General features: G+C 36.7%; 18 protein-coding genes. 5 read left to right on the top strand and 13 right to left on the bottom strand.

All coding sequences use genetic code 11. The annotated features are described in order from the left end of the window. Positions 1-17 precede the first annotated feature (17 nt). From DFQ05_RS12500 to pheT, 5 genes are all read right to left on the bottom strand, one after another. The gene (locus DFQ05_RS12500) at positions 18-2432 is read right to left on the bottom strand and encodes an FtsK/SpoIIIE family DNA translocase (protein WP_132705811.1); all 2415 of its coding nucleotides are present in this window, start codon (positions 2430-2432) and stop codon (positions 18-20) included. 135 nt (positions 2433-2567) lie between these two features. Continuing rightward, positions 2568-2945, bottom strand: a complete 378-nt coding sequence (locus DFQ05_RS12495; protein WP_132705809.1) for a diacylglycerol kinase — start codon at positions 2943-2945, stop codon at positions 2568-2570. Position 2946: 1 nt separating this feature from the next. Then, a complete protein-coding gene (gene tpx / locus DFQ05_RS12490; protein ID WP_132705807.1) occupies positions 2947-3447 on the bottom strand; it encodes a thiol peroxidase in 501 nt (166 codons plus the stop codon). A 144-nt stretch (positions 3448-3591) separates the two neighbouring features. After that, positions 3592-4446 carry a phosphatase PAP2 family protein gene (locus tag DFQ05_RS12485; RefSeq protein ID WP_132705805.1) on the bottom strand — a complete coding sequence of 285 codons (855 nt, stop codon included), beginning with the start codon at positions 4444-4446 and terminating at the stop codon, positions 3592-3594. 4 nt (positions 4447-4450) lie between these two features. Next, positions 4451-6877 carry a phenylalanine--tRNA ligase subunit beta gene (pheT, locus tag DFQ05_RS12480; RefSeq protein WP_132705803.1) on the bottom strand — a complete coding sequence of 809 codons (2427 nt, stop codon included), beginning with the start codon at positions 6875-6877 and terminating at the stop codon, positions 4451-4453. A 158-nt stretch (positions 6878-7035) separates the two neighbouring features. Here pheT and DFQ05_RS12475 point away from each other — a divergent pair, with 158 nt between their 5' ends. The 3 genes from DFQ05_RS12475 to DFQ05_RS12465 all read left to right on the top strand — a co-directional run bounded on the left by DFQ05_RS12475 (position 7036) and on the right by DFQ05_RS12465 (position 9253). Then, positions 7036-7239, top strand: coding sequence for a hypothetical protein (locus DFQ05_RS12475; protein ID WP_132705801.1), 204 nt, complete (start codon positions 7036-7038; stop codon positions 7237-7239). Positions 7240-7254: 15 nt separating this feature from the next. Then, positions 7255-7932 carry a hypothetical protein gene (locus tag DFQ05_RS12470; protein WP_132705799.1) on the top strand — a complete coding sequence of 226 codons (678 nt, stop codon included), beginning with the start codon at positions 7255-7257 and terminating at the stop codon, positions 7930-7932. Between the two features lie 100 nt (positions 7933-8032). After that, positions 8033-9253, top strand: a complete 1221-nt coding sequence (locus DFQ05_RS12465; protein ID WP_132705797.1) for a peroxiredoxin family protein — start codon at positions 8033-8035, stop codon at positions 9251-9253. A 37-nt stretch (positions 9254-9290) separates the two neighbouring features. Here DFQ05_RS12465 and DFQ05_RS12460 read toward each other — a convergent pair whose 3' ends face one another. The 4 genes from DFQ05_RS12460 to DFQ05_RS12445 all read right to left on the bottom strand — a co-directional run bounded on the left by DFQ05_RS12460 (position 9291) and on the right by DFQ05_RS12445 (position 16107). Further along, positions 9291-11336 (bottom strand): hypothetical protein, encoded by a 2046-nt coding sequence (locus tag DFQ05_RS12460; protein ID WP_132705795.1) that lies wholly within the window; start codon positions 11334-11336, stop codon positions 9291-9293. Between the two features lie 161 nt (positions 11337-11497). Then, on the bottom strand, positions 11498-12892 hold the full coding sequence (locus DFQ05_RS12455; RefSeq protein WP_132705793.1) for a short-chain fatty acid transporter: 1395 nt from the start codon (positions 12890-12892) through the stop codon (positions 11498-11500). An 11-nt stretch (positions 12893-12903) separates the two neighbouring features. Next, positions 12904-13485 carry a MiaE family protein gene (locus DFQ05_RS12450; protein WP_073087074.1) on the bottom strand — a complete coding sequence of 194 codons (582 nt, stop codon included), beginning with the start codon at positions 13483-13485 and terminating at the stop codon, positions 12904-12906. A gap of 75 nt (positions 13486-13560) precedes the next feature. After that, positions 13561-16107 carry a DUF559 domain-containing protein gene (locus DFQ05_RS12445; RefSeq protein WP_132705791.1) on the bottom strand — a complete coding sequence of 849 codons (2547 nt, stop codon included), beginning with the start codon at positions 16105-16107 and terminating at the stop codon, positions 13561-13563. A gap of 133 nt (positions 16108-16240) precedes the next feature. Between DFQ05_RS12445 and DFQ05_RS12440 the strand changes: the two genes are divergently transcribed. Together DFQ05_RS12440 and DFQ05_RS12435 are read left to right on the top strand one after the other, a co-directional pair. Next, a complete protein-coding gene (locus tag DFQ05_RS12440; protein ID WP_132705789.1) occupies positions 16241-18232 on the top strand; it encodes a M1 family metallopeptidase in 1992 nt (663 codons plus the stop codon). Then, a complete protein-coding gene (locus DFQ05_RS12435; RefSeq protein ID WP_132705787.1) occupies positions 18232-19119 on the top strand; it encodes a patatin-like phospholipase family protein in 888 nt (295 codons plus the stop codon). Before DFQ05_RS12440 ends, DFQ05_RS12435 begins: the two co-directional genes overlap by 1 nt. Positions 19120-19162: 43 nt before the next feature. Here DFQ05_RS12435 and DFQ05_RS12430 read toward each other — a convergent pair whose 3' ends face one another. From DFQ05_RS12430 to DFQ05_RS12415, 4 genes are read right to left on the bottom strand one after another with little or no spacing between them, the layout of a single operon-like run. Next, complete coding sequence (locus DFQ05_RS12430; RefSeq protein WP_132705785.1) at positions 19163-19684, bottom strand: DUF7935 family protein; 522 nt, start codon at positions 19682-19684, stop codon at positions 19163-19165. Between the two features lie 35 nt (positions 19685-19719). After that, positions 19720-21300 (bottom strand): FMN-binding glutamate synthase family protein, encoded by a 1581-nt coding sequence (locus tag DFQ05_RS12425; protein ID WP_132705783.1) that lies wholly within the window; start codon positions 21298-21300, stop codon positions 19720-19722. A gap of 5 nt (positions 21301-21305) precedes the next feature. Beyond that, positions 21306-22574 (bottom strand): amidohydrolase, encoded by a 1269-nt coding sequence (locus DFQ05_RS12420; RefSeq protein WP_132705781.1) that lies wholly within the window; start codon positions 22572-22574, stop codon positions 21306-21308. A gap of 26 nt (positions 22575-22600) precedes the next feature. Beyond that, positions 22601-23143, bottom strand: coding sequence for a DsrE family protein (locus DFQ05_RS12415; RefSeq protein WP_132705779.1), 543 nt, complete (start codon positions 23141-23143; stop codon positions 22601-22603). Between the last annotated feature and the right edge of the window lie 85 nt (positions 23144-23228).

Below are 23228 nucleotides of genomic sequence, written 5' to 3'. Positions count from 1 at the left end.
TAAGTTGTATTAACCTGTTAATCTTGAGTTTCGTTAGCTAATAATTGTTCTAAAGCGAGCAAATCTGGTACCAAAACTTGTCTTGCTTTACTGCCTTCGAAACCGCCAACAATTCCTGCGGCTTCCAGCTGGTCAATTAAACGACCTGCTCTGTTATAGCCAAGTTTTAACTTTCGCTGAAGCAAAGACGCCGACCCTTGTTGAGCCGTGACTATAATTTCAGCAGCTTCTTTAAACAATTTATCTCTATCTGCTATGTCTATATCAAGATTTGTGCCACCTTCCTCACCAACGAATTCTGGAAGTAAATATGCATCGGGATACGCTTTTTGTCCACCAATAAACTCCGTAATGCGTTCCACTTCTGGTGTGTCTACAAAAGCACACTGAATACGGATTAAATCATTGCCTTGCGTGTATAACATATCACCACGACCAATAAGTTGGTCGGCACCTGCGCCATCTAAAATGGTACGAGAATCTATTTTAGACGTTACTCTAAAAGCAATACGCGCCGGAAAATTGGCTTTTATAATACCTGTAATAACATTTACAGAAGGACGTTGCGTAGCAATAATTAAATGGATACCAATAGCACGTGCGAGTTGTGCCAAACGGGCAATTGGTGTTTCTACTTCTTTCCCTGCCGTCATTATTAAGTCGGCAAACTCATCGACAACCAATACGATGTATGGTAAGAACTGATGGCCGTCGTTAGGATTAAGTTTACGTTCTTTAAATTTCTTATTATACTCCGCAATGTTTCTACAAAAGGCATTTTTTAGCAATTCGTAGCGATTGTCCATTTCAATACAGAGCGAATTTAAGGTGTTAATGACCTTTGTGTTATCTGTGATAATGGCATCTTCGCTATCTGGTAGTTTTGCTAAATAATGACGCTCTATTTTATTAAAAAGCGTTAGTTCTACCTTTTTTGGGTCAACTAAAACAAACTTTACCTCGGCAGGATGTTTTTTGTAGAGCAACGACGTTAATACGGCATTTAATCCTACGGATTTACCTTGTCCTGTAGCACCAGCCATAAGCAAATGCGGCATTTTTGCCAAATCAACAACCATGGTTTCGTTGCTAATGGTTTTACCTAGCGCAATAGGTAATTGCATCTTAGACGATTGAAATTTCTTTGAAGCTATTGCCGAATGCATCGATACGATAGTGGCCTTTTTGTTTGGAACTTCAATACCAATAGTTCCTTTTCCTGGAATTGGCGCAATAATACGAATACCAAGGGCAGAAAGCGATAAGGCAATATCGTCTTCTAGATTCTTAATTTTTGAAATACGTATACCTGCTTCTGGTACGATTTCATATAGCGTTACTGTTGGACCGATAGTCGCGGAAATACTCGTAATACCAATTTTATAGTTATTTAGTGTCTCTACAATACGGTCTTTGTTTTCCTCGAGTTCGTCTTGGTCTATGGAGATGCCTTCGTTATCGTATTTTTTCAATAAGTCTAAAGGCGGAAATTGAAAGTTGCTTAATTCTAGTGTTGGGTCGAACTGACCAAAGTCTTCCACCAATTTATCTGCCAGGTTATCAGTTTCAGATTTTTCTTCTTCTGTAACCTCGACTTTCATTTCTACCTCTGCTTCAGGTTTGTTAACTACAACTTCTACTTTTCTCGGAGCTTCGGTTTTTGTATCGGTTGTGTCGGTTGGTTTAGAATGTTTAGCTATTGTAGGCTCTAAATTCTCTAACGGAATTTCGTAAACGGATTTAATGGCTTCAGCTTCTTCGGATAAGCTATTGTCTATTGGGACAATGTCTTCAGAAGTATTAGTGTTCTCAACAGTTTTAAAATCGTCCTTAATATTAGATTTAGCTCTTTTAAACAGATTCACAAAGGTATCACCTGTCATTTTAAAGCGGATTGCCAAATACACGATTAAGCCAAAAGCGAGTAGGAGCGCTGTACCAATTTTTCCAATATAATCTTGAAAAAAATGATTCATTTCATAACCAATAACACCACCTAGGATATCGTATTTATGCGTAAAGAAGCCTAAAAGAATAGATAGCCATATAACAATTAGTGTTCCCCAAATCCAATGTTTACGGAGTTTTGCAAGGTTAAGATTTAGCGAAACGTAAACGCCAGATAAAAACAACAATCCCGAAAATATAAACGATGGTAAACCAAACCCTTTGGTAATAAACCACTCACTAAGCTTTGCGCCAAGTTGACTTGCCCAATTTTTGGCTTCTATTTGTCTTGATGGGAATTCTGATAACAGACTTTGGTCTTCTTTTCCTGTAAATAAAAATGAAACGAACGAAATAAACAGTAAAACACCTAAAATAATGAATAAGCTACCAAGTATCAGCTTTTGCTGACTCGACAGTTTAAAGGAAGGGCGTTTAAGCTTAGGTTTTGCTGGTGCTTTTTTCTTGGTCGTACGTTTTGCCATCTATTATAAACAAAGCCTGAAATACATTCAGACTTAAGCGTATTGAATTACGATTTAGTTATTAAATCAAAAATACAAATTAGTAACGTTTATCCTAACAGTTTTGGTATTATTGCTAAGAGGTTATTAACAGAATTAAGCGAAGATTTTTGGAATATAAATAATCCCAGCAACGACTATAGCTATGATTGAAGCAATAAATACGGCGCCAGCACCTATATCTTTTATTAATCCGATTTTTGGATGATGTTCTGGGTGAATAAAATCTGCCATATATTCTATGGCTGTATTAACACCTTCCACGCTCATTACCATAGCAATCATTGCCAGTTGTATAAGCCACTCTGTTGTAGAAATATTATAAAAAATGCCAGCTATTGTTACTATTGTAGCAATAATTAGCTGAAGTTTAATGCTATTTTCGGTTTTTACTAAAACCATCAATCCCTTAAAAGCGTAACCTACACTTTTAAGGCGATTGACTCCAAAAGATTCTTTATTTCTATTGGGCATATTAATTTAATGCATTTAATGCGGCTTCATAATTTGGCTCTTCACCAACTTCAGAAACTTGCTCGGTATGTAGTATGGTACCATCGGTATCAATAACAACGACTGCTCTAGATAATAAGGTCTCGAAAGCTGAATCTTTAAACGTAACACCATAGGTATTACCAAAATCTCCTGTTTTGTAATCTGAAAGACTAATAACATTGTCTAGACCTTCTGCGCCACAAAAACGAGCCATTGCAAATGGTAAGTCCTTAGAAATACATAACACTTTTGTGTTATCTAAGCTGCTTGCTTTTTCGTTAAATGTTCTAATAGATTGCGCACATACGCCCGTATCTACACTTGGAAAAATATTTAAAACTAATTTAGAATCCGAAAAATCAGATAACGATTTGTCTTCTAAATCTGTATTGGTTAGTGTAAAGTTTGGTGCTTTAGTTCCTGTTTCAGGTAAGTTTCCTACAGTTGAGGCCGGATTTCCGCCTAAAGTTATATTTGCCATGTTTAGTGTTTTTGTTAAATGTTAAAATTAACAAATATCCACGCCGCAAATGTGAAGAAAATGATAATATTTAGTCGTTAAGTCGTTAGGTCGTTTAGTTGTTGGTTTGTGTTTATGAATAATCTAGATTTAACTAATCACTAATTAAAACGTACCAACAATACCTACTTGGTTTGGCGCAAATTTAAGATTCCAGCTAATTGTTTTTTGTTTTTGTGGATAATCGTACGCTTTTTCTTCAAATAAAAATTTGTCTATACCATCTACAACAATAATGCTTAATACGGTGCTAAAAGCAATATCCGTAAACCAATGCGCATCATCTATAAGCCTAGAAATGGGCGGTATGGCACCAATGGTATATATACCAGCTTTTACCCAAGTATTTTCAAATTGCTTGGCAATAGCATGTGCCATAGTTACAGATAGTACAGTATGTCCCGACGGAAATGACCTAAAGCTAGATTCGTTTGCAAAAGACGAAAATTCTAGATGCCCAGCTTCTCGGCTTGGTCGCGCTCTACCGATAGCGTTCTTTGTAAAGGTTTGAATCAATCCTGAAGTAATCGAGGATGAAATAATTAAGACGCTTGTCTTTCGTATTTTTTCGTTTTTAGTAAATAAGCCAAAACCATACAAACCCGCGTTTGCCATAAAATAGTTTTGAGGACTACCAAAATACCATCCAAAATCTCTGACTACTCTAGGAAAATCACCGGCTTGTCGCTGAATAAATTCTTGTAAAGGCTCATCAGCAAAGGTCATAGCTGCGGTACCACCAATAAGTATTCCTAATTTTGTAAAGTCCTTACCGTTCCATCTAAGTGGTTGTGTAAAGGCATGTCCAACACTTTTTAAGGTTTGTTTGGTATCGTACTTAGCAAGTTGCCAGATGGTTTCGTTATCGGTGCTATCAATTGTTGTATTTAATAGCTGTCCATAAGATATCTTAGAAACTAGTAGTAAAACGATAACACTAAAAAGCAGTTGTTTTCTCATAGGTCTAACGCAATTCTGCACCGAGTTTACTTTCAAAATTAGATTGCAATTTAGACATTATTTTGTCTATTTGCTTATCGTTTAAGGTCTTATGCTCATCTTGAAGCGTAAAGCTCACGGCATAACTCTTTTTGCCAGAAGGTAGGTTTTTTCCTTCGTAAACATCGAATAAATTCACATTTTTAAGCAGCTGCTTTTCGGTTTGCTGTGCTACAGTATAAATATCTTCAAACGTCACGTTTTTATCAATTAATAAGGCAAAATCACGTCTTACTTCTGGAAATTTAGGTATTGACTTAAATTTAATAGCATTATGCTGTACTAGTTCTAAAACGTTATCCCAATTAAAATCGGCATATAAAACGGGTTGTGAAATCCCAAAATGCTTCAAAATTGATTTTTTAACCAATCCAAAACTCACTATTTTTTTCTTTCCTACTGATAGAGACACACCTTCGCTGAGTACATCGGTTTTAATCGGACCAGATTTTAAACGATTAAGCCCCAAACGTTGTAAAATAGCTTCAACAGTTCCTTTTAAATAAAAGAAGTCACTAGCAGTAACGCTTGTATTCCAACGTTCTTCAGATTTATTACCCGTTACAAATAAAGACAAATGCTTGTATTCCTCTCTATTGTCTGAATAGTGATGATAGGTTTTACCAAATTCAAACAGCTTTAAATCACTGCGTTTTCTGTTGATATTGTAGGCTACGGCCTCTAAACCAGAAAACAATAACGACTGGCGCATAACGCCCAAATCCGTACTTAAGGGATTAAGCATTTGTACATTATTATCTGTATGTAGTTGGTCGCTTAATTCTGTATATTTTGCTGTGGTTAACGAGTTGGTCATAATCTCGTAAAACCCTTGGGATGCCAATTGGTTTCCTATGATATTTTGAAGCTTGTAATCTTCAAAACGAGTAGAATTAGAAATCGAAGCATTTAGCTTTTCAGTCGTTCCTACGTTGTTGTAACCGTACACACGCAAAATTTCTTCGATAATATCAGCTTCTCGCTGAACATCGTTCCTGTAAGCTGGCACAGTTAATCCCAATCCGGTTTCGGTAACGTTGTTTACCTTTATTTCTAAAGAGGTTAAAATACTTTTTATGGTCTCTCTAGGAATTTCTTCACCGATTAACTTCTTAGCATTGTCGAAACTTAAACGCACTTGAAAATCTTCGATTTTATTTGGATAGGTATCCGAAATATCACTCGAAATTTCACCACCAGCAATTTCAGTAATTAACAGTGCCGCACGTTTAAGCGCATATTCTGTAATGTTTGGGTCAATACCACGCTCGAAACGGAAAGAGGCATCGGTGTTAAGGCCATGACGCTTTGCCGTTTTACGAATGCTAACAGGATTAAAATAAGCACTTTCTAAAAAGATGCTTGTTGTCCCTTCGGTAACGCCTGAGTTTACACCTCCAAAAACCCCAGCAATACACAGCGGTTTTTCGGCATCACAAATCATTAAATCGTCCTCGTGGAGCTCACGTTCCACCTCGTCTAACGTCGTAAATTTTGTACCAGTTGCGCAGGTTTTAACTTCAATTTTATTACCAGAAATTTTATTAGCGTCGAAGGCGTGTAACGGCTGGCCTAACTCGTGTAAGACATAATTGGTAATATCTACAACATTGTTAATCGGCGATAAACCTATGGATTTTAAGCGATGCTGAATCCAATCTGGAGATGGCTCTACTTTAATACCAGAAATCGTAACACCGCAATAGCGTGGCGCTTTTTCTTTATCCTTAACATCAACATCTATCTTTAAAGAACGCGCATCTACGTGAAACGAACTCACAGAAGGCGTAATTAACTCTAACTGCACATCCTTTTGTAACAAGCCTGCTTTTAAATCGCGTGCCACGCCATAATGGCTCATAGCATCGGCGCGGTTAGGTGTAAGACCAATTTCAAAAATAGCGTCATTTTCAATTTTAAAAACCTCTGAAGCAGGTGTTCCTACTTTTAAATCGGCATCTAAAATCATAATACCATCGTGAGATTCGCCTAATCCAAGCTCATCTTCGGCACATATCATGCCGTGACTTTCTTCACCACGAATTTTACCTTTTTTTATCTTCCAAGCTTCACCTTCAGCAGTGTAGAGTGTAGTTCCTATAGTAGCAACTGGTACTTTTTGTCCAGCAGCAACATTTGGCGCGCCACAGACAATTTGTACAGGTTCTGCTTCACCAATATTCACGGTAGTGACTTTTAATCGGTCTGCATTTGGGTGTTGCTTACAAGTTAATACCTCACCAATAACAATACCGTTAAGACCACCTTTTACAGACTCGTAAGTGTCTATACCTTCTATCTCTAATCCTAAATCTGTAAGTAATTCGCCTGTTTTTTCGGCGTCCCAATCGGTCTTAATAAACTGTTTTAACCAGTTGTATGAAATCTTCATAGTTTCAAAATATTCAAGCCACAAAGATAGAAATACTTGGGGCTTTATAAAATACAAGTGGACTAACTTTAAACATTTATTTCGGCTATTTAATTCTGTTGTTATTTCATTTGGCTGATAATTTAGTAACTTAAGACCTTAATTAAATTAGTAGATATATGAAAACACTCGCAAAACTCCTTATGTTAGTTATACTATTCTCAAGTTTTTCGTGCAGAGACACCAAAAAAGAAGAGGCAGAAACCAAAGCAAAATTAGAGGTCATTGATGACGTAGAACAAAAGTTAGATAGTGTGTCTAACGACATAGAAAATAAGGCAGAAGCCCTGGAAGATGCCGTTAAAGAATTAGATAGTATATAATTAAAAACAATAGATATGAAAACAGTAATTAGATATATCGTATGCCTCATATTAGTCGTAGGTGTTAGCCAATTAGGTACAGCACAGGGCAAATCCGATAAGGCTAAAGGCAAAGCAAAGAAAGAATTAAAAGAAGTCAAAGAAACGTCTGAAGAGGTCGAGCAAAAAGGCAAGGAAAAAGCCAAAGAGGCGAAAGACAAGGCAAAATCTATGAAAGATAAAGCCAACAATCAGAAAGATAAAGCCGAAAAAGAAAAAGAGGAAAAAGAAGAGAAGGTAAAAGAGGTAAAGGAGAAAATAAAAAAAGAGAAAAAAGTCAAGGAAGAAAAGGTGACTAATGGCAAAGGCAATGCCTATGGAAAGAATAAGCAAGGCCTTACAGGAAAAGAGTTTGGCCAAGCTAGGGCAGAAGAGGCGCGTGCTAAATTACAGCAAGAAAGCGAAGAGATTGAAGAGCGCGAGCGTACTGCAAGACGAAGCCGAACAAAGATTGAAGAGGCTAAAAAACGCTTAAAACAAGCCAAAGACGAAGGCACAGTGTCTGAAGAGGAGTCTAAAGCCAAAGAAGAAAAAATTTCGAAAGCTGAAGAAAAGCTAAACGAATTAGAAAAAGCCATACAACGTGGTAAAGACCGAATAAAACAAGCTAAAGAGCGACTAGAAAAAGTAACAAAAGAACCAAAGTCCGAATAATTACGGATGTGCATAAAACTTAAAAAGGTGTTATTTATTTAGCACCTTTTTTTTGTAAGTTATTTGTCGTTAATTCGAACTTTATTACAAAACAATTGCAATGCGATATTTACCAATGCTACTTTTAGCGCTACTACTAAGTGCTTGTAACGATAAAAACACACCACAAACCCTTAAAAACGGAAGCTATAGAGCGGTTTTAGAAGTACAAGACAAGCAAGAGTTACCGTTTATTTTTAGAGTAACGTCTCCAACATCACTTAAGATTTTTAATGCTAAAGAAGTGATTGAAGTCGATGAGGTAGAGTATCGTAACGACTCTATTTTTATCACCGCACCGGTGTTTGAAGGCTATTTTGCTGCCACCTTTGATGGCGACAATCTTAGAGGACAATTCATTCAAGAAAGTTTAGACAGAATTGTACCGTTTACCGCAACCTATAACAATGATGTGCGTTTTGCCAAACATCCAAAAAGCCCAACATCGACTTCTGTAGATGGCGTTTGGGAAGCCGTATTTAGTCCAGGTGTAGACGGCGACGAGTATATTGCCAAAGGTATTTTTGAGCAGGTCGACCATTTTGTGTATGGTACGTTTAGAACCACAACCGGCGATTACCGTTATCTTGAAGGGATTATGGATAATAACATCCTAAAACTCTCCACCTTTGATGGCGCACATGCCTTTTTATTTACCGCAAAAGTAACCGACTCTACTATGGAAGGCCAGTTTTACTCAGGTAATCATTGGAAAGAGCCGTTTGTAGCCAAGCGCAACCCCGATTACGAATTGCCTAGTGCCGATAATCTCACCTTTTTAAAAGAGGGTTACGATAGTATAGATTTTACATTTCCAAATGCTGAAGGTGAGATGGTAAGCCTAAAAGACCAGCGTTTTAAAGATAAAGTGGTTGTCGTACAAATTATGGGAACATGGTGCCCAAACTGTTTGGACGAAAGTAAGTACTATGCCGACTTTTATACCAAAAACAAAGACAAAGACCTAGAAATTATTGCGTTGGCGTTTGAGTCTGCCAAAACCAAAGAAAAAGCCTTTAGCCGTATTGAACGCTTAACCTCTAAAATTGGGATAGAATACCCAGTTTTATTGGCGCAGTATGGCAGCTATGATAAAGAGAAAGCCGCTGAAAAACTACCGATGCTTAACCATGTTTTGTCGTATCCAACCTCTATTTTTATAGACAAAACAGGAAATGTACGTAAAATACACACCGGCTTTAATGGCCCAGCCACTGGCGAAAAATATACCGAGTTTAAAACTGAGTTTGAAAGCTTTATTGCGGAGTTGTTGGCGGAGTAGGCGAGAACTAGCAATTAATTTTAGTTTTAATAGCTTCTTACTTTTTTAGTTCTTTTAATTCATCGGGTATTTTAAGTTCAGCTTTAAAACTTTTAATATTACTATGATTCAAATATTTATCTTTAATTAAATACAATACTATAGCCATAAAAACAAAAGAAAGAATAGAAAGTATATTTCCAATAATAAAGTCAGATTGCCAGTTCTTAAACCTTTTTATTGCACCATCGATATTCCAATTTGATTGATATAAGAGATATATTCCAATGCATAGGAAAAGTAAAAGACTAAAAGACAACAATACCCAACTTTTTCTACGCCATTTTTTAACCTCATTATCAATCCAAGCCTCTCTTTTTATTCGTCTAGTCTCGTTTTTTTCGTCAAATAATTGATTTTTTAACTTATCTGCCTCAGAAGTTTTTTCTGCTATTATCGAATCAATTGACTTACTTTTTTCATCATACTCTTTCTTGCTTTTCTCAAGGCTGTCAGTTCTTAATGATAAGTTATTAAAAACCTTTTCTAAGTTTTTAATTCTTGATTCTTCAATTTCCTTTTGTTTTCTTGCCTCGTCCTCTAATCGCTTTATGAACTCTTCTTTATTTTGTTCGGCAAGCAAGTTTAAGGATTCAATATCCTTTAGTTGTTTATTTGTAATTCTCGTTGCTACACGAACAATATCTTCATCGCTGATTTTTTCTTCTGCATACTTATGAATATTGTCATCTAGTTCTCTAAGAATCTTTGCTTTCGGAAGATTTTGACTCAGGGTAAGAGCAATTGTAGAAGTAAGTCCAATTTCAGCTAAGTCTTCTCCATCAATCGAATTTGTTATTTGAGGATTACTTAACCAAAGAATGTTTAGCAGGTCGTCCGCCTTTATAGTTTCAGGCTGAAAACCTTCTCTTAAATGGAAGTTTTCGCCTTCTAAAGTCGCAGTATTATTAACGAACCAAGCATTAACTTTATCGAAATCCTTTATTCTCTTATTATTTCGTTCTTTCCTTATGAAAAGCACAGCCATAGCATCGTGAAGTGCTGCAATTTTTGTTGACCTATATTCTAATAGATTTTTGTAATCATCTGTAAACTTTGCTTCATTCTTCAATTTTTCAGTATAAGGAATTGTAGAAATACCAAATTCTTTAAGTGAATCTTCAACATTATCTGCAATTCTTTCTAGGTCAGCTTTTGATAGATTGCGTCTTTCACAAGCATTGTAAACGTCTTCAGTATTTACCTTTTTCTGTAGAAATGATTTATCAAAATACTCCGCTTTTTTCTCAAGTAGGTTGGTTGTTTCGTTAATGGTATCTATTAGCACAATAACTTTAAACCCTTGTTGTTTTGCTATTTTTATCAAAGTTCTACAAGTGTGAGTTGATTCGGGTGTATTTAAGTCTAGTAAGCCAACAATAAAATTAGTATCTAGTAATAATTTTACTTCACGTTTGGCTTCGTCAGGCGTGTATTCTATGTAGCCAGAAATAATGGAACCTAAATATATGTTCTTAATTTTCTCGTAGACTTGAGGAATTCGCTTGAAGAAATCTATAAACTGTGCTTCCGCTGTAAAATCTTCTCCATTATTATCTTGACTGTGAGAGATATATTTGGAAAGATTAAACTTGTTCTTCTCAATGAATTTGAATATAGATTCACTATTATTTATCTCTAAATCAGAATTTTTACAAAATTGCTCAAATAGTTTTTCTAATTCTTCTATGTCTTGTTCCTGTTCTTTTAATATTTCATCGAATTCATCAAAAGTGTATTCATTAACGCTAAAGGAAAGGTCTTTATGAAGAACGAAACGAGTTGTATCTTCATCATTTACTTCGGCACAAATCGCATCAAGTATTTTTTTTAATGCTGGAACAGGAAAGTCAAGTCCATAAAGTTCATCCGTTACATTTTTAATTTCGAGTATACTTTTGCCTTTATGAATCCCCTTAGAGCTCATATATGACAAAGCTCTTTTTACTAACGGAATAAAAATATCAATTGGCCCTTTTGCTAAAGTTCCTGTATTTCTAATATGGGCTAAAAGACTATATGTTGTTGCTCTTTCCTTATTCATTGCTATTTAGTTAGTTCAGATTTTCAATTATGACCAATATCAAAACAATATTCCTTGGTAATATTCTACTTAGTGTGATACTGAAATCTGCCTTTTGTAACTCGAAAGTTAAGTCTTAAAACCAAACGTGTCAATCCGTAAAACTACGTAATTTTAAAAGGCTATAATGGCAGGTAAGTAACGAGTAGCGATTGCACCACAAACAGCGCCACAAAAGGGATAAAGAGGTAACCCACCACATCGCGAGCTTGTATTTTTATATTTTTGCCCATCACAGGAAAAACGATTAAAAGGAAAAACGGCTGTAATAAATTGCTTAAACTTTCGCCATAAGCTACCGACATAGATGCGCGTGCCGTCATGGCAGTAATTTCGGTTTGTGAGAGGTTAGCACCTAACTCTTGTACCATGTTAATAATACTTGGGCCAATCACCGCAAACTCACCACCAGCAGACGGTATGGCAAAATTTATCACACCACCAGTGAGGTAAGAGATAAAGGCATACGATTTTGGTGTGGCAATGGTTACCAAGGCATCACTAATTAAAGCGCCCAAACCAGATGCCATCATAATGCCCATAATCCCTGCATAAAACGGATATTGGAATAAGATACCAGAGATATTGCTACTGGCACGTTTCATGGCTATACTGTAGCGCATGGGTGTGATGTGCAATAGCATCCCAGCGATTAAAAAGATAAAAATCATGATATTAAAATTAAGGTCAAACCCATTTTTAATAAAATGATAAACAATATAAGTCACGCCCAATAACGCCACACTGAGTTGTAGCCAACCCGCATTGTTCAACGCATCAGACACGGCTTTAAATGGGAGTTTGTACGACAAGGCTTCGTCTTTTACTGATGTATCATCTGTTTCGGTAGTGTCAGTTAAGTCTTTTAGTTCTTTACCTTTAGCAGACTTTGGGATTAACAAATACATGAGTAATGGCGACACAATAACAAAGAGCACAATCATGGCAATGTTTAATGTGGAGCCTAAGCTGTAACTTGTAGAAATGGTCTGGTCTAGAATGCCGCTTTCAATTAAAAAGTTGTTGTCTGTATTTAATAACAAGGCAATAGAACTCGATAAGCCGCAAACCCAACCATTAAACGAAAAGTACACACAAGCCACTAAAAACGGGTAATGGATGCCTTTGATTCGCAAGGCTAACTCACGTCCTAAAATAGCGGTAATCACTACCATACCAAAGCTTATAAGCGATAATAAGGCGCCTAAAGCAATAACGGTTAGGTACACTTGTGTTGGCGTTTTAATCACCAAAGCTAATTTGTCAATGCCTTGTTTTACCGGGCTTGACTGCGCAATGCAATACGCGGTGATGATAATTAATACAATTTGCATCCCAAAGGCGAGGAGTTTCCAAAAACCGTCGTACCAGCCTTCTAAAACGGTAATTGGTTTAGCGTCAGTGAGTGTGAGTGCTAAAATACCTGTGATTAGCGTGAGCAATAAGGCAAACACATAAGCGCTTGGCATGTATTTGGTAAAACCGTCCGTAAATTTTTGGCCTAGTTTGGTGAGCATGTATTAAACGTTTACCCGTGAATAGTTTCGGATTTACCGTAGCTTTTTATGATTTCGCCTTCAAACTCTACGAGTTCTTTCCAGCGTTTTTCTACATCGATACCTTTTCCGTATTTTCTAGCAAAAGTGATAAACACAGTGTAATGTCCGGCTTCGCTGACCATTAAATCGTAATAGAATTTAGACAGTTCTGGGTCGCTAATACGTTGGGATAACAGTTTAAAGCGTTCGCAGCTTCGTGCTTCAATCATTGCAGAAAATAACAAGCGGTCTACCATACTTTGTAGTTTGTTTCCGCCACGATTCATAAACCGGAATAACTGATTAACATAATGGTCTTTTCGCTTTGGGCCTAAAGTGTAACCGCGTTTTTTAATAATCTCGTGTACCATCTGAAAATGCTCTAGTTCTTCTTTAGCCAATTCTAAAAGTTTAGTGACTAAATCTTCATACTCGCTATTGTGTGTAATGATGGTAATGGCGTTTGTAGCGGCCTTTTGCTCGCACCAAGCATGGTCTACAAGGATTTCTTCGATATTCGATTCAACAATGTTTACCCATCGAGGGTCGGTTTCTAATTTTAGGTGCAGCATGGACATAAACGTGATTTAAGATTTCAAAGATAATTAGTTTTTTCTCGTAAGGCTTAAATTGTAAATTCAAAACGTCTAGCTAATATAATTCCAGATATTCTTGTATTTGCCCATTTCTCTGTAGGTGTTAAGAATTTGTCTATGCTCTGGTAAACCCAATGATGGGTCTACGTTTAATATTTTTTTAGCATGGTATCTAGCTTCTTGTAAGATGTCTTTATCCTTTACCACATCTGCAATTCTTAGATTAAGAACACCACTTTGTTGCGTCCCCATAATATCACCAGGACCACGTAGTCTTAAATCTACTTCGGCAATTTCAAAGCCATCGTTAGAGCGTACCATCGTTTCTAGTCGCGTTTTACTGTCATTACTCAATTTGTGGCTTGTCATCAAAATACAATAACTCTGTTCGGCTCCTCGACCTACACGTCCGCGAAGTTGGTGTAATTGAGATAAACCAAAACGCTCGGCACTTTCTATAATCATTACAGAAGCATTTGGGACGTTAACCCCAACCTCAATGACCGTAGTGGCTACCATAATCTGAGTTTCACCTTTTGCAAAACGTTGCATTTCGTAATCTTTGTCGGCAGGTTTCATTTTGCCGTGAACAATAGAAATCTGATAGTCGGGTAAAGGAAACTCTCTAGAAATACTCTCGTAACCGTCCATTAAATCCTTATAATCCATTTTTTCGCTTTCTTGAATCAATGGATAAACGATGTAGATTTGCCGGCCTTTTGCGATTTCGTCTCTTATAAAGCGGAATACTTTAAGTCTATTGTTGTCATATCGATGGACCGTTTTTACCGGTTTACGACCAGCGGGTAATTCATCTATGACGGAAATATCCAAATCGCCATAAACAGACATCGCCAACGTCCTTGGAATTGGTGTTGCTGTCATCACTAAAATGTGGGGTGGAATTGCCCCCTTATTTTCCCCCAAAGTGGGAATTTTACTCAGTGCTGTGGAGATTTTGTCTAATACTGAATTGATATTTCCGATAACCTCTTCATTTGTAAAGCGAATGACTTTAAACCCTAAATCTTTGAGTATTGCAGCACGAATTTCATCCACTTCTTGTTGCTGAATACTGTTGTGGTAACCGCCATCAACTTCGATAACTAAGTTTTTTTCTAAACAAACAAAATCAACTATAAATTCATCAATAATGTGTTGACGTCTAAATTTAGAATCTAACTTCTTTCCTCTTAAACATTCCCATAAAATACGCTCTGCTTCAGTACTATTTTTTTTGTTTTCCTGTTGTAATTCTTTCATCAACTTATATGTTGATGGTCGCGCCGTCATATATTTTTTGAGCACGTTTTTAGCTTCCTCCCTTTGGGAGGATTGAGGTGGGCTTTTAGGTCCTTTCTTCCATAATTTACTTCGTTGAGCCACTCCAAAACGATGCTGCTCATCGATAATAGCAAGGCCCAAATTTTTGAATTTTACCTTGTCTTCAAGTAGGGCGTGAGTACCAACTAAGATTTGTAAATTACCATTTTCGAGATTTTCGTGGATTTCTCTTCGTTTTGAAGTTTTAGTTGAACCAGTTAATAATTCTATACTGATATTCAATGGTTTGCATAATTCTAATAATCCATTGTAGTGTTGGACTGACAAAATTTCAGTTGGCGCCATTAAGCAGCATTGAAAACCGTTGTCAAGCCCCATGAGCATTGACATAAATGCAACTATAGTCTTTCCGGAACCTACATCACCTTGTAAAAGCCGATTCATCTGTGCGTTACTTCCTAAATCATGACGAATTTCTTTTAAAACACGTTTCTGTGCATTGGTTAAATCGAAAGGTAAATGCTCGTTAAAAAAGGTGTTGAAATACGTTCCGACTTTATCGAATTTTAAGCCTTTAATTTTTGATTTATGAATCAGGTTTTTCAGAATTAATTGCAATTGGATATAAAATAATTCTTCAAATTTCAACCTGAATTTTGCTCTAGCTAAAAGCTCGGGTGTTTTAGGAAAATGAATGTTAAAAAGAGCCTCAGATTTAGAGAGTAATTTTAAATCTTTTAGAATATAATCTGGAAGCGTTTCTACAAATCGGCCTTTAGTTTCTAAAAACAATTGCTGCATTATTTTTGAAACCACTTTATTCGTCACGCCTTTGTTGGATAGTTTTTCTGTTGACGGATAAATAGCCTGCATGGATGAGCGTAGATTTTTTTCGTGCTCCGATAGCAGTTCTGTTTCTGGATGCGGCATACTGTATCTGCCATTAAACCAGTTAGTACGACCAAAAATAACATAAGGTTTGCCAATTTTTAAGCTCTCTCGTATCCACTTTTGTCCGCGAAACCAAACCAGTTCCATCATGCCGCTATCGTCTTTAAAGTCGGCCACAAGGCGTTTGCCACGTTTTTGGGCAACTTCTCTAAATCCCGTAATAACCCCAATAACTTGGACTTCGGCATTGTTGCGTTGTAATTCGTTGATTTTGTAATAGCGTGTGCGGTCTATATAGCGGTTAGGAAAAAGATTGAGTAAATCCTGATAGGTTTTTATTCCAAGCTCCGAGCGTAGCAAATCTGCACGATTTGGGCCAACGCCTTTAAGATAGTCGATAGGAGTTTGGAGGTTTACACTCATAAAGCGAATTTATTGAAATACTTTGAAATTTCAATTTGAATTATCTGTCATTTCGAGCGTAGTCGAGAAATCTCATACTTCATTTAGTTTTAAAATAATTGATTTTGGTCTTATCCTTGTGTAGTTTTACAGCATGAAGAAATTTTTAGTCATATTTGGTCTTTTGTGTTCGGTATTTTTATATGCGCAGCAAACGGATTATGTGGATTTTAAAAAGTTAGATGCTTTTATCACAATTATTCCAGATTCGTCTAAAGTGAAAGGAAGTTTAACTTACCATTTTGAAATTTTAAAAGATACCGACTCCATTTTCATAGACGCCAAACATATGACATTCAGCGATTACAAGCTCATAGAAACAGGCGTTCATACGGATGTTGAGATTATAGACGTAGAGTATGTAAATGATGATAGTCATTTGATTGTACGTAATAATTTTAAAGCTAATAGCTCTTATGAGCTAAAGTTCAAGTATTCAGCAAAACCTAAAAAGGCACTTTATTTCTTAAAGCGAAACGAAAAGTGGAATATTTGGACGCAAGGCCAAGGAAAATATACAAGCAACTGGTTACCTAGCTTTGATGATGTGAATGAGAAAGTGGAGTTTGATTTATCATTTTCTTTTAAACGAGGTTATAAAATTTTTTCTAATGGTAAAAAGGTAGAAGAAATGACAATATTTGACCCTGAGTTTTATATCAAAAAGTTTGATATGCAAAAGCCAATGTCCAGCTATCTCGTTGCTTTAGCTATTGGTAAATACGACGTAAAAAAAGAAACATCAAAAAGCGGAATTCCTCTAGAACTATACTATTATCCTGAAGATTCCTTAAAAGTCGAGCCGACCTATCGTTATACCAAACAAATGTTCGATTTTTTAGAAGACGAAATCGGGTTTACCTATCCTTGGCAAAATTACAAGCAAGTGCCTGTTCATGATTTTCTGTATGCAGGAATGGAAAATACGAGCTTAACCATATTCTCAGATGCCTTTGTGGTGGATTCTACAGGATTTAATGATAAAAACTATGTCAACGTTAATGCTCACGAGTTGGCGCATCAGTGGTTTGGTGATTTGGTCACGGCGACTTCTGGCGAGCATCATTGGTTGCAAGAAGGTTTTGCAACGTACTACGCACTTTTGGCAGAGCGCGAAGTGTTTGGTCAAGATTATTTCGATTTTAAACTTTACAATTCAGCACAAGATTTAGCACGACAAGACTTGGCGGGTAGTGGTACGTCGCTTCTCAATCCTAAATCGAGTAGTTTAACCTTTTATCAGCGTGGCGCCTGGGTCTTGTATGCGTTGCGAGAAAAAGTTGGTGATGCTATCTTCAAAAAAGCAGTCGTTAATTATTTGAATAAACATCAATTCGCAAATGTACAAACGTCTGATTTTATTTCTGAAGTTGAAGCGCTTTATGGTCAGTCTTTAGATGACTTTGTTTCAGAATGGATAAAAGCTGAAGCATTTCCATTTGAAGATGCGATAACCTTGCTAAAGACTAATTCAACTTTTATTCAAGAATATATCATGGTGGATTGCGAAGCAAATTCGTCTAAATGCGAAGATTATTTAAAGTATTATGTGTCAGACGAGGCTAAGGTTAAGGTGATTTCACAGCGGCCAGATTTAGTGTCTAAGGAAACTTTTAAAGAGAGCTTAAAGGTGCGCCAGGCCATTGCGCTATATCTAACTAATATTCCTGCTGAATTAAAAGCGGATTACGAATCGTTGCTAACGGATGATTCTTATGTAACCATCGAGAATGCGCTGTATAATTTGTGGGTCAATTTCCCGACGTCACGTTCTCAATATTTATCCAGAACAAAGACTGTTCAAGGCTTTCACGATAAAAACGTGCGTCTGTTGTGGTTGGTGTTGCATTTAAATACACCAGAATATCAATCGGATAAAAAACAAGAAGTTTTAAACGAACTAAAAAGCTACACCAATCCAGAGTATAATTTTGAGCTTAGAATGAATGCTTTTAGGTATTTAGATTTAATAAAATCTTGTGATACGGAATGTAAGTCTAATTTAGAGCAAGCAAAGTCGCATCACAACTGGAGAATGGTTAAGTTTGCCAAAGAACTTTTAGAAACACTTAATCAAAAACCATAATGCGGGCATTAGTTATATCAGGAGGCGGAAGTAAAGGAGCGTTTGCTGGTGGTGTGGCGCAGTATCTTATGGAGCGCGAAAATCGTGAATACGATATGTTTTTAGGAACATCTACAGGTAGCTTACTGGTACCGCATTTGGCTTGTGGTGAAATAGGAAAGCTGTACGATATTTTTACCAACGTACAGCAACACGATATTTTTAGTGTTAGTCCTTTTGTTCAGCGTAAAAAGGGTGACCGAGAATATGTTTCTATAGATTTTGTAAATTCCTTATGGCAATTTATAAAGCGGAAGCGTACATTCGGAGAGAGCAAAGCATTAAAACGAAACATACAAAAGAATTTTACCTACGACGAGTATCAAAAGATTAGAAAGGAAAAGCACGATGTTGTAGTTACGGTTGCAAACTTATCTATGAATCGAGTAGAGTACAAGTCCATACAAGAATGTACGTATGAGGAGTTTTGTAGCTGGATATGGATTTCTTGCAATTACGTACCATTTATGTCTTTGGCGGTTGTCAACGGTCATGAATATGCTGATGGTGGCTTAGGAAGCGTCATTCCTATTCGCGAGGCTATTTTGCGAGGCGCCACTGAAGTAGACGCCATTGTTCTAGAATCAGAAAATATGGACAGGCAGAAGGTCTTAGGTAAAAATCCATTCTCCTTAATGCTCAATTTGTTTGGGCATTTATTAGACCAAAACGAAAGAAACGATATTCTTATAGGTAAACTTGCCGCCAAAAATCGAGGTGCAAAACTAAATCTGTATTACACACCGACGACACTAACCGAAAATTCTTTAATTTTTAGCAAACGATTAATGGAGAAGTGGTGGCAGCAAGGCTATGACTACGCGGCAATTAAGCATTCTAGCAAATAATCTTTAGATTTAAAATTCTAAACTTTAGAATCTGAGCTTTGGTTTACCAAAGTTCGCTTACTTCATTTTTTATAAAAGCTAAGGCAGTTGCGCTTGGTGCTTGTTTGTCCATAAGATTGTTTAAAATCACTTCACGTAGCTTATTGGCAGAGTCTGTTTTTTCCTGCATACTACTTTTTCGGATGAGTTGAATGGTAGTGTTTTTTGCGGTATTTATAACATTCCAGCATCTGTCGCTAATGTAAATCTGCTGTGTTAAATTGTGTTCATACTCTTGCTCAATAGTTGCTATAAGTAAAGCTTCATAACTTTCTTTATTTGAGGAATTTGGAGAAACTCTAATTAACAATTTTGAAGGTGATATTCGTTCCATAAAAAGTGCCATGCGCTCATAGGCTTGAAGTCGTAATGGCAACGATTCTTTTTGTAATTCTTTTTGCAGTACGAAACGTCTCCTTCTATTTTCGTTTTCTATATGGTTTTTAAAAAAATTGTAGGCAATTCCTGCGACGATTAATGCAGGTAGAAGGCTTAAAAATATAAGTAGGATGTTATCTGAGGTCATAAATTTTTGTTTTAAACAAACATAATGGGTTTCAATTAATTCTGCAATTCAGTTTTGGTTTTTGTTTTTCCGCCTAAATACATACACGCTTTTAGGTCTTGCATGCTTTTAAAATCTACAGGAGTTTTATTATAACCAAAGGTAGAGTTGAATTCTTTAGTTAGATTATGGTCATCGACATTCATTTCAATATCCGCCATATTAAACTGGCAAGGATGCTCGTAACCTGCGGCATGAGTAATTTCTATCAATTCTTTTCTAAACGTTTTGAAATATTGTGCCAAACGCTCGGATTTTAAAGGAATATTTATACCGTTTTGTAACCACTTGTTTTGTGTAGCAATCCCAGCAGGACAACGATTGGTATGACATACTTGAGCCTGAATACAGCCAATACTCATCATGGCTTCACGGGCTACATTAATACAATCGACACCCATGGCAAATGCCATAGCCGCTTTTGCAGGAAAACCGAGTTTACCACTACCAATCCAAACGACTCTGTTTTCAATACCATACTTTTGGAAGAGCTTATAAATATCGCTAAATCCATAAACCCAAGGTAAGGAGACATGGTCTGCAAAACTTGGTGGAGCAGCACCTGTGCCACCTTCGCCACCATCTACAGCAATAAAATCTGGGCCGCGATTTTCGGATTTCATAATTTTAGCTAATTCTTCCCATTGTTCTAATTTTCCAATAGCCGCCTTGATGCCAACTGGTAATCCAGTCGCTTCCGCAATGGCTTCAATAAAATCAACCATTTCAGGGACATTAGAAAAAGCTTTATGATTTGGAGGAGATAAGACATCTTTTCCTACTTCGACACCACGTATTTCGGCAATTTCTTTAGAAATCTTTTTACCAGGTAAAACACCGCCTTTCCCTGGCTTTGCACCTTGCGATAGTTTAACTTCTATGGCACGAATAAAGGGATTGTCTTCAACCAGTTTAATCATTTTTTCCATGGAGAATCCACCATCTTCCGCACGAACCCCAAAATATCCTGTACCAAAATGAAACACCACATCGCCACCATGACTATGGTAAGGCGACAAGCCACCTTCACCTGTGTTGTGGTAAGCATCTGCTATTTTTACGCCTTTATTGAGTGATTCTACAGCTTTGGCCGATAAGGAACCAAAACTCATTGCAGAAACGTTAATAATTGACGCCGGACGATAAGGCTTTTTACGTTTATTGTATTCGCCCATGACTTTTGCGCAAGGCAAAAAGCATTTATCGATGGCATTAGGATGATTATCCTCAATTTTATAAGGCATCATCGCATTATTAATAAATATATGTTGATGCGCGTAGATGTCTCTATCTGTACCAAAACCTTCGTAGTTGTTTTCTTTTTTTGCTGAAGCATAAATCCAACCACGCTCAATGCGATTAAATGGTAATTCTTCTCTATTGTTGGCCACAAAATACTGACGCATTTCTGGACCAATACTCTCTAACCAATAGCGCAAATGACCAACCACAGGAAAGTTATGGCTAATAGTATGTTTACTTTGAAAGAAAATATCTCTAATGGCTACAATAGCTAAAATAATTAGTATCCAAAGCCACCATGGGATTTGCCCAAGAAACTGAAGAATAGTATTCATATAAATTAATTATTCAAGTAATCTAAAGTGATTTGTGTAAATGCTTTAACACCAAGCAATAATCCGCTTTCATCGATTTTAAAGTCAGGTGTGTGATGTGGAAAAGCTTGTGTATTTCCTGGTGTCATACCACCTAAAAAGAAGTACACACCTGGCACTTTTTCTTGAAAATAAGAGAAATCTTCACCACCAGTCGTTGCTTTCATCAATTGCACATTTTCTGCACCAGCTACTTTTTGAATGGAAGGTAAAATTTGTTCTGTTAAAGCCGCATCGTTATAAGTGATTGACGTGTTATTCTGAAAGGTAATCGTAGCCTCGCCACCGTAAGCTTTGGCAATAGTCTCCACCATTTCTTTCATACGACGCTCAATCATAGCACGCATTTTTGGGTCGAGTGTTCTTACGGTACCAATCATTTCTGCAGATTCTGGAATAATATTAAAACGTGTTCCTGACGTAATTTTTCCAACCGTAATTACAGCAGCTTCATCCGTTAAACGTGCTTCACGACTGATAATCGTTTGCAAACCATCGATAATTTTTGCTGAAATTAAAATAGGGTCAACACCAGACCATGGCTGCGAACCGTGTGTTTGTTTTCCTTTTACGTTGATAACAAAGCGCTCTACAGATGCCATAATTCCGCCTGTTTTGTATTTAATAACACCAACTGGCGTTTGAGAGTTAATATGCAATCCAAAGATAGCATCGACTTTAGGATTATCTAAAACACCTTCTTTAATCATCAATTTTGCACCGCCTTCTTCGCCTGGTGGTGGACCTTCTTCTGCTGGTTGAAAGATGAATTTTATAGTGCCGTTAATCTTGTCTTTGTGTTTGCTGAATACTTCGGCAGTTGCCATTAAAATTGCGGTGTGTGTATCATGACCACAGGCATGCATAACACCAGTTTCGGTATTTAAAAATGTAGTTTTAACTTCAGATTTAAAGGGTAAATCGTTGCGCTCTGTTACTGGCAAAGCATCAATATCTGCACGTAAAGCCACGACTTTTCCTGGGTTGTCTCCTTTTAAAATACCAACAACGCCTGTTTTAGCGACATTGACTTCAACGTCTAAACCAAGAGATTTAAGATGCTTTGCAATTTTCTCCGCCGTTTTAAACTCACGGTTAGAGAGTTCTGGATTTTGATGAAAATCGCGACGCCACTCAATGAGTTTATCTTCGATGTCAATAATGTCTTGTTCTATTGAGTTTTGTGCAAAACTGATAGTTAGTCCTAAGCAAAAAATATAAGTTAGTAATTTCATAAGAAAAGGTTTGAAGTCTGAATGTTTTAAAATTTAATAAATTGATAACCGTTATTTTGATATTGTAATAGTGCTGTCATAGCAGATAGCGCAAACTTAACGTCTGGATTTGCTTCTAGGCGTGAGACATTTCTAAAATTTGCCGTTTGTCCGCATAAAATAATATCTACCCCAGCATCATTAAGTTGTTTTATGAGTTGGGTGTTTGGATTTTTAGTGCCGTATTTTTTAAAATACTCGTCATCTGTTAGTATATCCTTCCACGCACCACCATGAATGGTGAGCGCAACTTTAAGCTGACTTATATCCATACCAGCATCGGCGTGCATGTTTAAAAAGCGTGCTGCAGTCACAATGTAACTATTAATTTTTGACGTGTCTTCGGGGCTTTTTGAGACATCAAAAATAACTTTAAGCGTCGCGTTGGTGTCTGTAGCTACTTCTGGATTTTCAACATTGAAGGTTTCTCCAAAGTCTTTAATAATTTTTCCTTCGACGCGATTATTCTGGGCCATTAACAGGAAAGTACTGCTTATTATAAGGTAGAGGAGTAGTGTTTTCTTTTTCATTTTAAAAATTTGTACTAAGATATTTAAAAAAAGAAAACCATCCTTAACGATTTAAAAGATGGTTTTTTATTAAATAATCTGCTCT

The sequence above is a fragment of the Winogradskyella wandonensis genome, from assembly GCF_004346845.1.
GTDB lineage: Bacteria > Bacteroidota > Bacteroidia > Flavobacteriales > Flavobacteriaceae > Winogradskyella > Winogradskyella wandonensis.
This window is presented reverse-complemented; position numbering and strand designations above follow the sequence as displayed.